This is a genomic window from Arthrobacter sp. GQ119, from assembly GCF_059759125.1.
Genome location: NZ_JCAXEA010000007.1, coordinates 79,081 through 92,982 on the forward strand (window position 1 = coordinate 79,081; position 13,902 = coordinate 92,982).

At 62.4% G+C, this 13,902-nt stretch carries 7 protein-coding genes; 5 read left to right on the plus strand and 2 right to left on the minus strand.

Annotated elements, in window-relative coordinates:
• Window positions 1–277: 277 nt before the first annotated feature.
• Together AC6CH3_RS08420 and AC6CH3_RS08425 are read right to left on the minus strand one after the other, a co-directional pair.
• Window positions 278–859 (minus strand): histidine phosphatase family protein, encoded by a 582-nt coding sequence (locus tag AC6CH3_RS08420; protein WP_498132001.1) that lies wholly within the window; start codon window positions 857–859, stop codon window positions 278–280.
• Window positions 860–2,380, minus strand: coding sequence for a CCA tRNA nucleotidyltransferase (locus AC6CH3_RS08425; protein WP_498132002.1), 1,521 nt, complete (start codon window positions 2,378–2,380; stop codon window positions 860–862).
• Between the two features lie 195 nt (window positions 2,381–2,575).
• Between AC6CH3_RS08425 and AC6CH3_RS08430 the strand changes: the two genes are divergently transcribed.
• From AC6CH3_RS08430 to trxA, 5 genes are all read left to right on the plus strand, one after another.
• Window positions 2,576–3,076 carry an NUDIX hydrolase gene (locus AC6CH3_RS08430; RefSeq protein ID WP_400577695.1) on the plus strand — a complete coding sequence of 167 codons (501 nt, stop codon included), beginning with the start codon at window positions 2,576–2,578 and terminating at the stop codon, window positions 3,074–3,076.
• Window positions 3,077–3,160: 84 nt separating this feature from the next.
• Entirely contained in the window at window positions 3,161–5,299 is a 2,139-nt protein-coding gene (gene murJ, locus AC6CH3_RS08435; protein ID WP_498132003.1) for a murein biosynthesis integral membrane protein MurJ, read from the plus strand.
• A 173-nt stretch (window positions 5,300–5,472) separates the two neighbouring features.
• Window positions 5,473–7,170 carry an ABC transporter substrate-binding protein gene (locus AC6CH3_RS08440; protein ID WP_498132004.1) on the plus strand — a complete coding sequence of 566 codons (1,698 nt, stop codon included), beginning with the start codon at window positions 5,473–5,475 and terminating at the stop codon, window positions 7,168–7,170.
• A gap of 251 nt (window positions 7,171–7,421) precedes the next feature.
• Window positions 7,422–8,378: a thioredoxin-disulfide reductase gene (gene trxB, locus AC6CH3_RS08445; protein WP_498132005.1), complete on the plus strand. Its 957-nt coding sequence runs from the start codon at window positions 7,422–7,424 to the stop codon at window positions 8,376–8,378.
• Between the two features lie 36 nt (window positions 8,379–8,414).
• Complete coding sequence (trxA, locus tag AC6CH3_RS08450) at window positions 8,415–8,741, plus strand: thioredoxin (protein WP_400478385.1); 327 nt, start codon at window positions 8,415–8,417, stop codon at window positions 8,739–8,741.
• The last annotated feature ends 5,161 nt before the right edge of the window (window positions 8,742–13,902 follow it).

The window sequence follows — 13,902 nt, forward strand, 5'->3', positions numbered from 1 at the left end:
GAACACGCGAACAGCGGGTCAGCCGGCGAGTCTGCGATGACGGCGCAGGCCAGCAACGGAGGCGGGAAACGCGGTGATGGTCATCTTCCATCCGCTAGTCAAAGTAATCATTTTCCCAACCTCCTTTTCTGCTCTGCCGTGTTCCGGCTGACTGGCCGGCCAACGTGCGCCGATGACCCCGGCAGATCGCTCTGGGGTCAGAAACAAAAGTACACCAGGAATGATGCGGTTGACTACCTAATTTCAGACAATTTCCAAAATTAGCAACAAAGTATTGTTAGAGGCCCCAGCGGACAATGGCCGGTGTCCTTTTATCCCAGCCCAGAGTGCAGACTTTCGCGGTTCCCAGAATGAAGTGCCGGCCCTCTTCCGGGGCGAGCTCCAGCCATCGGGCCGTGAGGATGCGCGAGAAGTGCCCATGCGCCACGATCAGTACGTTATCCAGACCCGATTCCAGGACCCGGCCCACGATCTTGTCCGCTCGGGCCGCCACGTCCTGCAGCGTCTCGCCGTTGGGAACGCCGTGGGTCCAGATCAGGTAATCCGGGTTGTCCTTGCGGATCAGGTCCGAGCTGATGCCCTCGTAGTCGCCGTAGTCCCATTCGACAGCCAGCGGTTCGTGAACGGCGTCAGGGAACCCGGCGAGTTCGGCGGTCCTGCGGGCGCGGCGCAGCGGCGAGGTCAGCACGAGGTCGAAATCCACACTGTCCAGCACTTTGCGGGCTTCCACCGCCTGCTGTTCGCCTTCCACTGTCAGCGGCAGGTCGGTCAACCCGGTGTACTGGCCGCTCTTGGACCACTCAGTTTCACCGTGCCGCAGGATCCAGAGCTGGGGGCGGGCGATGTAGGCGGAATTCACTTAAGACTCCTCAGTTGGGGAAGTTTCGACGGCGGCGGGAGGCGTTGCGGGACCGGACGCCAGGGGCTGCGGTGCTTCAGGCGCAGACTCGGGCTGCCGCGCCCACCACGCACGCAGCGCCGATTCCGCGACCGACGGCTCCATAGGGCCGTTTTCCATCCGTTCCTCCAGCAGGAATTTGTAGGCCCTTCCCACGACGGGTCCGGGCTTGAGATCCAGGAGGGCCATGATCTGGGCACCGTTGAGGTCCGGCCGCACGGCATCCAAGGACTCCTGCTCACGCAGCGCCGCAATCCGGTCCTCGAGGTCGTCGTAGGCGAAGGCCAGCCGCTCGGCCTTGCGCTGGTTGCGCGTGGTGACGTCCGAGCGGGTCAGGCGGTGCAGGCGCTCCAGCAAGGGCCCGGCATCGGTGATGTACCGCCGGACAGCGGAATCGGTCCACCCGGCGTCGCCGTATCCGTAGAAGCGCATGTGCAGCTCCACCAGGCGCGCAACCGCCTTGATGGTGTCGTTGTCGAAACGGAGGGTCCTCATCCGCTTCGCCGTGAGTTTCGCGCCCACCATGTCATGGTGGCGGAAGCTGACCGCGCCGCCCGGTTCGAAACGCCGCGTAGCCGGCTTCCCGACGTCGTGCATCAGTGCTGCGAACCGCAGCACAAAATCGGGGCCGGGCACGGGGCCGTCTTCGTCGGTCTCCAGGGTGGCCGCCTGTTCCAGCACCTGGAGCGAGTGCTGGTACACGTCCTTGTGGCGGTGGTGCTCGTCGGACTCGAGGCGCAGCGCGGACACCTCGGGCAACACGAACTCGGCCAGGCCGGTGTCCACCAGCAGATCCACGCCCACCCGTGGGTTCCGGCCGCAGATGAGTTTCACGAGTTCATCGCGGACTCGCTCGGAGGAGATGATGCCGATCCGGTCGGCCATCTGTGTCATGGCGAGCCGAACGTCATCATGGACGGACACGCCCAGCTGGGAGGCGAAACGGGCGGCGCGCATCATGCGCAGCGGATCGTCCGAAAAGGAAGCCTCGGGGGCGCCGGGAGTGGCCAGCACGGCGGCGTGGAGGTCGCGGATTCCGCCGAAGGGGTCCACCAGCTCCAGGGAGGGCAGCCGCAGCGCCATGGCGTTGATGGTGAAGTCGCGCCGCAGCAGGTCATCGGTCAGCGAGCTTCCGAAAGCCACCACGGGCTTGCGGGACTCCGGATCGTAGGCCTCCGCGCGGTACGTGGTGATTTCGATCTGGAAACCGGCTTTGCGCATGCCGATCGTTCCGAAAGCGCGCCCGATCTCCCAGAAGTTGTCAGCCCACTTCTTAATCAGCGCCACGGTCTGGTCAGGCGTGGCATCGGTGGTGAAATCAAGGTCGGGAGAGGTGCGGCCCAGGAAGAGGTCGCGGACAGGGCCGCCAACGAGCGAGAGCTCATGGCCCGCGTCCACGAAGCGCTGGCCGAGCTCCAGGACCACCGGGTCCACCTGGAAATCGACGGTGTGGAGATCAGTCTTTTGATGTGCGTGCGCCATAGTTACTTAAGCTTGTCAGAAAACCCTGCCCAACCACACCAATCACAGTGATCGCGGGTGCTTGGGGGCAAACCGCGTCATATGCAGGACACCTGGAAGCCATGTTCCAGTCATCATCACGGGACAAGAGTCGTTAGAGTGGACTGCATGGCCCATCCAGTACCGAGCGCCCCCGGCAGGAGGACAAACCCACCGTTGCCGTCGGCAATCGGTGCACACGTCGCGCCTGCACCGCACTCGGCTCCGGCCTCCCTCCCGACCGTCGAGGAGATCTCCGCCGGCGGCGTCGTTGTGGACACGTCCGACGACGAATTGAGGGTTGCGATCATCGCCCGCCTTAATAGGGGCGGACGCCTGGAATGGTGCCTGCCGAAAGGCCATCCGGAGGGGCGGGAAAACAACGAGCAGGCCGCTGTGCGCGAGATCGCGGAAGAGACCGGCATTGACGGCAAAATCCTGGCTCCGCTGGGAAGCATCGATTACTGGTTCACCGTGAGCGGCCATCGCGTCCACAAGACCGTTCACCACTACCTGCTGCGCGCAACCGGCGGCGAGCTCACCATCGAAAACGATCCTGACAAGGAAGCGGTGGACGTTGCCTGGATCCCCATCCACGAACTCGCCCGCAAACTCTCCTTTCCCAACGAGCGCCGCATTGCGGATCTTGCCCGCGAGGTCCTGCCCGAACACCTCTAGGGGCCCCAGCGGCGGGCCCAGCGGCCCGGACAGGGTCGCCGCGGGTTACGGCAATATGCCTGCCCGGGTGAGACGATGAAGACGATGTCAGCAGCCAATCCACCATCCGAGCAGCCCGCCCAGCCCGGCGAACCGCCCTCCGGCGTCACGCCTGCCGGCGAGGCCGCCTCCAGCGCCGCCCAGCCCGGCGAAGCCCGGTCCAGCGCCATCATGGCGGCCGGGACCCTGGTCTCGCGCATCCTGGGCTTCGGCAAGACCTGGATGCTCGGCGCCGCCCTGGGACTGGGTTCCACGGTCAATGACACGTTCATCAACGCCAACAACCTGCCGAACCTGATCTTCCTGCTCGTGGCAGGCGGTGTCTTCAACGCCGTGCTCGTGCCGCAGATCATCAAGGCAAGCAAGGCGCCGGACAGGGGAGCGGACTACATCAGCCGGCTCCTGACGCTGGCGGTGCTGGTGCTCCTGTCCCTGACGCTGCTGGTGACGCTGCTGGCTCCCTTCGTCATCGAACTGACCACCCAGGGGTATTCACCGCCGCAGCGGGCTTTGGCCGTTACCTTCGCCTTCTGGTGCCTGCCGCAGATCTTCTTCTATGGGCTCTATGCCCTCCTGACCCAGGTCCTCAACGCCAATGGAGCCTTCGGCCCGGCCATGTGGGCACCCATCCTGAACAATGTCGTGGCCATTGCCGGCCTGGGCATGTTCATCTGGATTTTCGGCGCCAACGTGGCCAATCCTCATACGCTCGACAACTGGGGCAACACCCAGACCTTCTTCGTGGCCGGTTTCTCCACAATCGGCGTCATCGCCCAGACGGCCATCCTGCTGATCCCCGTTTTCCGGCTGAAGCTGGGCCTGCGGCCGCGTTTTGGCTGGCGCGGGGTGGGGCTTGGCCACGCTGCAAAGCTGAGCGTCTGGACGCTGCTGACCGCCGCCGTCGGTCAGCTCGCTTTCCTCTACGTGATGCGCATCGCCACCATTCCGGGTGCGGAGCGGCTCCGCCTCCAGAAAGCCGGCGACTTTGACTCCGCCGCGCTGCTTCCCGGCAACGCCGTGCTGGAGGTGGCCAGCCAGCTCTACCTGCTGCCGCACTCGATCATCGCGCTCTCACTCGCCACCGTGCTGTTCAACCGCATGACGCGCGCCTCGCAGGAGGGAAACCGCGACGAACTCCGCAATGCACTGTCGCAGGGGCTGCGCACGATGGCGGTCGCGACCGTGTTCGGTGCCCTCGCCCTCTTCGCTTTGGCCGGGCCCCTGGGCATGTTCTTCTCCGGCGGGCTCCGGACTGACGGAATCATGCTGGCCCAGACCCTCACCATCCTGGCGCTCAGCACACCATTCATGAGCGCGAACTTCATGATGTCCCGGGTCTTCTACGCCAATGAGGACGCCCGGACACCGTTCTACATTCAGTTGGTCCTGGCCCTGGTGAACGTCGTGGCGGCGTTCTTCATCCAGTTCCTCCCGTTCGACCAGATCATCTTCGCCATCGCCATTCTCTATACGGCCGGCAACATTCTCTCGGTGATCGTCAGCGCGTTCTTCCTGCGCCGGCTCCTGGGACATCTGGACGGACCGCGGATCGCCAACTCGTATATACGCATGGGTTACGCCGCGCTCGGTTCCGCCATTGCCGGCGTCGGCGCCCTCTGGCTGCTGGGCAACTACAGCCCGGTGGGCTTCGCCTGGGCCAACCGCCTGACCGCACTGGTGACCATCATCGTCGTCGGGCCCGTCATGCTGGCCGCCTACCTGCTGCTCCTGAAGCTGTTCCGCGTTACCGAACTGCGCGACCTGCTCCGTCCGCTGCTCGGACGGCTGGGCCGCGGCGCCGGGCCTGCGGCACCGGCAGCCGGTGGTTCTGCGGGCACCGTCGCGGATGGGACGCGGAGAGCCGCCGCCGGGCCCGGGTCGGGTTCCCATTCTGCGCAGCGGCCGACGGCGGAACGCGCCACAGTCTCGCTGGACACCGGATTGATTCCGCGGATCTCGGGCGAATTCGATTCCGCTTCCTTCCGTGCCGGACCGGCTCCCATGCCGGAACGAGAGGATGCCGGACGTTCCGGCGAGCCGGCATACCTGCCGGAGGAGGAGACGCCCAGCACCGCCCGCGGCAGCCTACTGCGCGAGGAGATCCCGCTGCCGGGCCGAAGGACGTTCCAAGGCAAGCCCGGTCAGAACCCGTACTTCAGGACCAGGCGCAAGAAGAAAAAATAATACACCGGGTCCGGCTTATCCAGCCCGTCTCACCCGGCCGTTGCACAGCATCGGCTAGGATCGAAAAAGAACAAGGGTAGTTGCGGGTCAGGTATCAGCCGGCTTGCCGGAGGTCTTTCCGCGGTGACGGCACACCAGGCCCGCGCAATTCCCGGACAGCCTAGGAGGAACACGTGTCCCACCCGATCGATGTCGGATCAGTACTTGGCGGCCGCTACAAGGTCACGGCCACAGTACTGACCTCGCATGACCAGGATCTGGTGCTGGATGGTACGGACCAGGTGCTCAACAGGCCGGTCAGCATCCTGGTGGCCGGCCCCCACAACGCTGACCAAGTGGCTCAGAGCGCCCGTGAAGTGGCCACCGGGGAACGCCCCGGCAGCGTACAGATCCTTGACCTCGGCGTCAGCGATGCCACCACCTACCTCATCACCAACCACACGTCCGCGGCTGACCTGCTGGACCTCGTAGTCGCGTCCAACCCTCCGTACGTTGAACCGTTCTTCACTGACACGCTGGGCAGTGAGATTTTCGGACAGGCCCGGTCCCATGAACCGGAACTCTACGACGACGAGGAAGAGGTAGACGCCGGCTACATCGATTACGGCGCAGCCCACCAGGGTGACTCCTATCCGGCTCACAGTGGCGGCCGCAGCTCCGGCCAGCAGTCGCCGGAGCAGCATGCCGGTGCCAGCGCACCGGCTGCTCCGGTCCGCAGGGCCCCCATCGTGCCTCCGCTTCCGCCGAGCCGCCCTGGCGTTCCGGCTTCAGGAGCCGCCGCAGGTCCCGGCGAGTCCTCAGGTGCCTCCGCCGGTGCTGGGGCAGGGGCAGCTGCAGCAGCGTCCGCTGCGGCAGCATCACAGGGCAGGCCGCGGACTGAGGTTCCGGAAAACACGGCACCCCAGCCCGTCCAGCGCGAAAACGTCGAGCAGGCCCTGCTCCAGCGTGAACGCAACAGCTCCGCGAACTCCACTGAAGGCGCGCATGAGCGTAACGCAGGGGCCCACGGCGGGGAGGATCATCCGAAGGTATCGCTGTGGTCGCAGAACGACTATGACTACGCACCCGATGATCGCTATGCCGATGACCAATACACCGACGACGATGTGGACGGCCACCACTCGGACCGGCAGGCCAGCAGCTTCCCTGCGGCCGCCGGAACCGGCCTCGCTTCGGCCGGCGGCAGCTACGACGATGACGATGACGATGAAGCCCGGCAGGAGCCGCGCTCCATGCGGTGGTTGGTGGGCGGTTTGCTGGCCGCAGTGCTGGTTGTCGGACTGATCTTTGCCGTCACCAACCTTGGCAGCCTCATCAAGCCTGCGCCTCAGTCCCAGGAAACGCCGGGATCCGTGGCGACTGCGCCTGAGCAGGCCGGCACCGGAAGCCCGTCGCCCAGCCCGAGCACCGCACCCGCGGCCGGACCGCCGGCAGTAGAGGGTGTCACTCGGTTGGGAGTCTTTGACTTTGCCTCCAACTACGACAACGACCTCACCAAGACCTTCGACGGCAACGCCGCCAGCTACTGGTCAGACATGGAGTTTGCGACCGACAACTGGGGTGGCCTGGCTCCTGATGGTGTATCACTCGCGGTCAAGCTGAAGGACCCGTCAAAGATCTCCTCCATCACGTTGAACCAGCTGGGTGCCTCGGGCGGTAACATCAGCGTCTTCACGAATGACCGGCCCTCCCTGGATGGTGCCAAGCAGGTGGGCACCAACAGCTTCACCTCGCCTGACCTGACCATGCCGCTCGCTGAGCCAGTCACTGCGGAGTACGTCATCGTATCCATCAAGAACCTGCCCCGGCTGGCGGCGCCGAAGACCCGCTACGGTTTCGGTCTCCGGCTGGCGGAAATCAGAGTCCAGTAGCGGAACTTATCCGTTTCCGGTGACCTTGCCGGCTGTACGTTTTCAGCTTGGTGCCATGACATGTAACGGGCATGCTCTGACGGAGCCCGAAACGGTACCCTTGGGGGACGTCTTATGATGGCGTGGTTGTGCAGGCTCCATGCGCCTCAGCGGGCCTCCACTACGTCTGGAATATTCGGCACCGCCAATCAGTTGTGCCATGTGGCCGGCCGAAAGCTGGTTCATCGATTAAGGAAGAGGTTCACCGTTCAGTGAGCAACGCAGAAAACACCGCGTCAGAAGTACGTGATGTCATCATCGTCGGCTCCGGTCCGGCAGGATACACGGCGGCTGTCTATACGGCACGTGCCAACCTTAAGCCGCTGCTTCTGGCCGGTTCCGTCACTGCCGGCGGCGAACTGATGAACACCACGGACGTCGAGAACTACCCTGGCTTTCCTGACGGCATCATGGGTCCGGACCTGATGGAGAACTTCGAAAAGCAGGCCGCCCGTTTCGGAACGGAAATCCAGTTTGAAGACGTCACGGCGTTGGACCTCGACGGCGATGTAAAGACCGTCACCATCGCCACGGGGGAGACCTTCCGCGCACGGGCCATCATTCTCTCCACCGGCTCCGCTTACCGTGAGCTTGGGCTTGCCAACGAAAAGCGTCTCTCCGGCCACGGCGTCAGCTGGTGTGCAACCTGCGATGGTTTCTTTTTCAAGGACCAGGACATCGCCGTCATTGGCGGCGGCGACTCTGCGATGGAAGAGGCACTGTTCCTCACCAAGTTCGCCAAGTCCGTGACGGTTGTCCACCGCCGCGACACACTGAAGGCTTCCAAAATCATGGGTGACCGCGCCCAGGCTCACGAGAAGATTAACTTCATCTGGAACACGGCCGTGGAGGACGTGCTCGGCGATGACAAGGTGACAGGCCTGAAGCTGAAAAATCTCTTGGACGGTGCCGAGTCGGAACTGGCAGTCACGGGCGTCTTTGTGGCCATCGGAAACGATCCCCGCACCGAGCTGATCAAGGACACGCTGGAGATGACGGACGCTGGAACTATCGCTGTGGAGGGCCGCAGCTCCCGGACGAGCATCCCGGGAGTCTTCGCAGCAGGCGATGTCGTCGACCCCACCTACCGCCAGGCCATCACGGCGTCGGGCTCGGGCTGTGTCGCCGCGATCGACGTCGAACACTACCTTGCAGACCTTCACGCCTGAACGGCGCTGAAAACACTTCGAAAGAGAGACGGGATTATGAGCAACGCAAAAGATGTGACCGATGCAAGCTTCAGCACGGACGTGCTGGCAGCCGACAAGCCGGTAATCGTGGACTTCTGGGCCGAATGGTGCGGTCCCTGCCGCAAGCTCGGCCCCATCCTGGACGAGATCTCTGTGGAATACAGCGAAAAAGTCGAAGTGGTCAAGGTGAATGTGGACGACAACCCGTCCATCGCCGCGGAGTACGGTATCACCTCGATTCCTGCCGTGTACCTGTTCCAGGGCGGCGAAGTGAAGAGCACAGTCATCGGTGCTAAGCCGAAGCAGTTCTTCGAGAAGGAATTTGCGGACGTCCTGTCCTAACCAAGAGGACAAGCCAGCCCCTATTAGCGGCGGGCGGTGGCCACCACTCCGGGAGAGTGGTGGCCACTTTTTTATGGACGCGGTCTTCTGGGACGAACGCACGGGAGCATCCGGTCACCGCGGGTTTGGTAACTGCGGGGATGGTCGCAGCGCTTTATTTCCCGCGGAGAACACCGGACGTGTCACAGCGAATCACTACATCAGGCAAATGTCCGGCGAAATGAACCGTAAGTTGTTTCGAAATCCCGCCTTCTTTTCTGAGATGGACGGAGACAGAATTCGAGCCTGCATTCCTGCGCGCAGCTGGGATGTTGTGCTGCGACGTCATCATGGACTGCATCCACCGGCCGACCTGTCCGATGATCCTTAAGCTGTCCAAGGGAGTAGCGTGCTCGACCCGGGAACAGCGTGCTGGGCCTCGACGACCGACATCGACGTTTCACGTGAAACAGCGCGGGTATTCGTCGCGCGACATCACCGCACTGAACGATGCGGCCCCCCGCCGCTGACCATCCCGGTGACCGCGTTGGCGGCCCTAGGCAAAGGTGTCCAAGTTGGAGGCCGGCCACTTGGATCGTCTCGCGGCGCTTGCCCTGTTCAGGAACCTATATCGCTGGACAGATTCATGTCGGCCGATCAACAACAACTTCAAGGAGTTCCTCAGAGTGATGTTGCGTTCCTGGAGCGTCGACAATGAGGGGAGTAGCAATGGGATGCATTAGCCCCCAGGCAGCTCATCGCACTTGTCCAGCATTGCGCGAAGACTGACACTCGTCGCGTGTATCGTCGCCCGTCATTCAAATTCCCGGCCGGGGCCTCCCTGCGGAGCAGCTCCCGCCGCGGGGATGCGGCGGTGCGGCGGTACGGCGGTACGGCGGTACGGCACTGCGGCCGGTTTCACGTGAAACGCTACGTGGCGTGCAATCACACCAACAAAGCCCGTCGACAACGCTAGGTGTCATGGACCGCCGAGAGCACAGGAAGGTGGTGCTTCACCTCATCGTCGACGCGTTCTACATCCGCTCGGGGCGACGTTTCACGTGAAACGAAAACCTACATCGGCAGGCGGACATGACTCGTAACCCGGGGGAGCACCTTGGGCCGGAACCTGCTTTGCGACTAGACAGCAATTTTCGGGTGAACAACATCAACACAATTACGTACAGCAGCCCTAACACGGACCTGAGGCCTCGGGCCGGAACGTTCTTTCCCGTACCACTGTAAGGCCGCAAACGACCCCCGGCACATGTGCAGCGACCCCGCGCCTCCTCGCATGCAACGGCTCGTAAAGTCCGCTGTATGAGCAAATCTCAGCATCACTTCAGACGGACAGCTGACCGGATCCGCCCCTCCTCAACCGGAGAAGTGAACTGTCCGAGAGCGAATCGTCCAAAGACTCTCCAACATGACTGCAGTTCAACTGGGATACCCCTCCCCAGCAGGCCTGAGAAACCAATTGAAGCACTAACCTGGTCACGGAATGGAGAAGGCGCTACGACAACAAGGAGTTGCCACGCCATCGAAGTGTCCTTCGCATCACGGGGATAGCCGGCTGGATGACATGACTAACAACCCAATCTTGCCGATTCCGGACCGCCTTCCCCCGCGCATGGAGATTAGAGCTGGACTATGGACCTGGTGCGACAGGCCAGGCGGTGCAAGCACACCTCCCAGGGTAGATAGGCTCAGACAAGTGGAATGCCACGATGCTCACGGAATCAAATATCGCAGCTGTCACCACAAGTACACGCCAACCCAAATGAGAGATGCGCTGGGCGGGCGCCGCGCAGGACCGACCGAAATCGAATGGGTTGCAGAGCAGTCGAATGGGTCGCAGGCCAAGCGAGTCTCCGATCGATGGCGACTAGCTTGCCCCGACCGCGCCGGCAATCGCTATGAGTGAGGTATCTAGCCTCCATTGCCTGTAACCAAACTAATGCGTGTCTCCGTCTGGACTACATGCCTTTTCGCTGGCTGATGCTTCAGGCTCTTCCTTGCCTCACTGCCCAACCTTTTCCACGACAGGTGCGGGCATGGTTTCACGTGAAACAGGCAGACGGTTGTTCCACGGCGAGTCATCACAGCGTCGGGACCGTACCCGTCAATGTCGCAAATCAAGTTCCATCCCTGACCATAGACAACGCTCGGATCTACTGTGGTCATTCAAGTAGCCACTCAAGCCGCGTATGCACACGAGATGCGGTCCGCACAGAATTTCCACGGCGGGTTTCTAGCCTGGCAAACGCCGCGTCAGGGTGAGCTGCTGCCCTTCACAGGCCCGGTGTACAGCAGGGCCCCAGGTAGACGGCTGTACAATTCCGGAATTGACTCCGGTCCGGACCGTAGCTCCAACGCAGCTCCGTGGAGTCCCGCGTGCCCGTCAGATTATGTGCGTGCATAAGAAGAAGGTCGCGAACTCCGGCATGGCAAGGGCTAGCCTCGGCTCTGCACCCTATCCAACAGACACCGGGAGTGACCCAAGTACACATCCGAACTGACATATGCAGAGGCCAGCCTCCAGCGGCGGACATCCACGGCCTACGCATGCCCCATCCCTCAACCGGTCCCCGGTCGGCTACGAATGGGACAGAGGATGATCCTGTTTCACGTGAAACAGTGAACCGCCGTCAGCAACTCCGCCAGCCAACGAGGAATCGTCATCCAGTTCTTGTGAGCATTTCGTCGCCCAACGCCGCCGTCCAGGGACAGTGAATGGGCCCGAGGCCAGCTGGCGCCAAACCACGTTCCGGAGAAGTGGGCAACGACCCTGTGCCGTCGCTTTCCCTCACAAAGGCATACCCAGGCCATCGGATCGGGCGGGTCAGCGCTCCGCGGACTCGCCCGAACACCGTCACAGCCCAGTGATGGCTTCCGGGCAGAGCCAGTGCCAGGAATACTTCGAGTCTTGCCAACAGTCCATGTCAACCACCGAGCACCGCAATGGCGCAAGTACGTGCCGGCGCTGCGAGAGTGGGGCCACGTCACATCACGGATTCTGCGATCCCTCAACACATCCCGAGGCCGCAGGGCCGTGGAGCCCCTTCAAGATTGTGTGCAGGACAAACGATCCGCAGGGTCCAGGCCTGCGGACGGGGACGATAGGCCTGCGCACGGGGACGACCGCAGACCGGGTCTAGCCATTCTAGACACCACCATCGACTAGCTGCCCAGTGCATCGACGCCAGTGCAGGCGCCGCAGATACAACTACCGTTGTCGCTTCATGTGCCGAAAGCCAGCATTCACTAGAGTTCGTACCTCGGGCTATGGGTCCAGCTGCACGAACACGTAGCATGGTGGCCCAATCGCGGACGCAGAAGGCTACCTCAGCTTGGTTGCATGAGAAGGATCAAGAGCCTCTGCGTCAGGACATCAGGCTCTGAAGGCGGGTGCGCCAAACACAGGGAGGGGTTCGTCATCGACGAGATATCACCCTCCGGGGATCAGGCTGCCTCCTTGGTAGTGACATTATTCACATCGTTATCCACAGCCAAATCCACAGGCTTTTTCACAGCCGCCTCTGGTGCAACTCGTCGCGAGGCTGTTTAGGTGCTGCGGGTACAAGCCGATTCAGCCTGCGTCTGTACAGCAGCCGGTCGTTGGCCGTATCCGCTGCGTCTAGGGGGCCCCGCGCTTTGATGAGCTCCAGATCACTGCAAGAAACCGATTCTGCTCCAGTATTGGGCTTTGGCGCGGATTTTTGGGGGCGCAATGATGAGGAGTGCTTCCCGTGACGCGTTTCACGTGAAACATTTAGCGCCAGGTGCCCGTGCGCTCCTGGCCTGCAGCCGCGTCGCTGTACCGAATGCCTCGTCCAATACATGGGCTGTCCTCAGCCAACCTCCCTTTATCCCCACATTTATCCACAGGCGTTTCCACAGCAATATCCACACCCTTATCCACACCCGTCACGAGACCAGCACTGATCCGTCATGGCAGTCGATCACAGGTTATGCGCAAGCTCTCGAGGCGCTTCCAGGAATTGAACGTCGGGGATCTCGATACAACACGTGATTCCAGCGAGCCACCTCCCGCCGGCAAGAGCCACCGACGTGCCACGTCGTTCCCCGTCCCGTCGCTCGCATGCTGTAGCCCTTCCCACCATGCGGAGAGTGTCCGTGGTCCTGTCGTCTTCTTTGCCCAACCGTGCACATCACCGATGCTTACTGAGGCTGCGCCGCTTGTATGCACGTGCGCAAGCGAAGACCGGGGAACAGGAAGGGTATCAGTGCATGAGCTGCTTAAGGAGAACACCGATGAATACGCATGGTGCAGGGGCATCGTCGGGTTGCTGGTCGCCAATGCTCCGCGGCGCGGCCATGCGGGAATCCTATGCTCTCTCGTGGGGGAGGAAGCGGGGTCGAAGGACGATGCGGATTTGCCCCTTGATGCCCCATGGTGATTCTGCAAATCCCTATCACCCTTCGGAAAGCGAGCCCCGCTATCGCGCCCAATGCGTCATCCCCGCGTCTGCGGCTACACTGGCCGGTTGCGGCCTTACGCTCCGTTGGCCGCCTGGCCATCGCTCCTAAACAGCACATCCGCGTGGCAGGGAAACTGATGATGGGCCTCCCGCCCGCACGACCGATCCGTGAAATTGTTTCATGTGAAACGCTCGCTCCTTGTTTCACGTGAAACAAGGGCCTGCCGTCGTCGGGAGTAAGCTCATATGCCTGCTATGCGACAACGACAAAGGACTGCCCATGGAGCATAGCGGCAAACGCTGCCAGCCACGCAGTGCCTCCATCCCCGAGGATCGACCAGGACACCCATCGTGCGCTACAGAAACCAAGAAGGAAGTAGCCCATGCCACCTGTAGCACCTGCGCCGTCTACGCTGTCCACGCAACGTAGTCCACGGCAAGAGGAGGTCCTTCAGCGGCCATGACCTGCTCCTTCAGCGCGTTGGTCGCCGGTAACTAGATCCACCCCTACTCTCTGGGCACAGGCCAGGAATCCACAGTTGGCAACAGGAGTTTTGAAGAGGAATGAGACCTCGCCATGCCGTCTGCAGCGAAGGAAACGTGCCCGGCCTGTTTACTGCTTGGCTTAGCTGGTCGCCTAGGCATATCCAAACAGAAGTTGGTCTGTATCCCACAATGCTGACCATCGAACTCGAGGGATGGTTGGCGCCAACGCGCGGAGCACGAGGGGACTACAGCAA

Bases quoted from the DNA above. Each gene is read 5' to 3' on its own strand.
- AC6CH3_RS08425 (WP_498132002.1), bottom strand. From the start codon at position 2,380: ATGGCGCACGCACATCAAAAGACTGATCTCCACACCGTCGATTTCCAG.
- murJ (WP_498132003.1), top strand. From the start codon at position 3,161: ATGTCAGCAGCCAATCCACCATCCGAGCAGCCCGCCCAGCCCGGCGAA.
- trxA (WP_400478385.1), top strand. From the start codon at position 8,415: ATGAGCAACGCAAAAGATGTGACCGATGCAAGCTTCAGCACGGACGTG.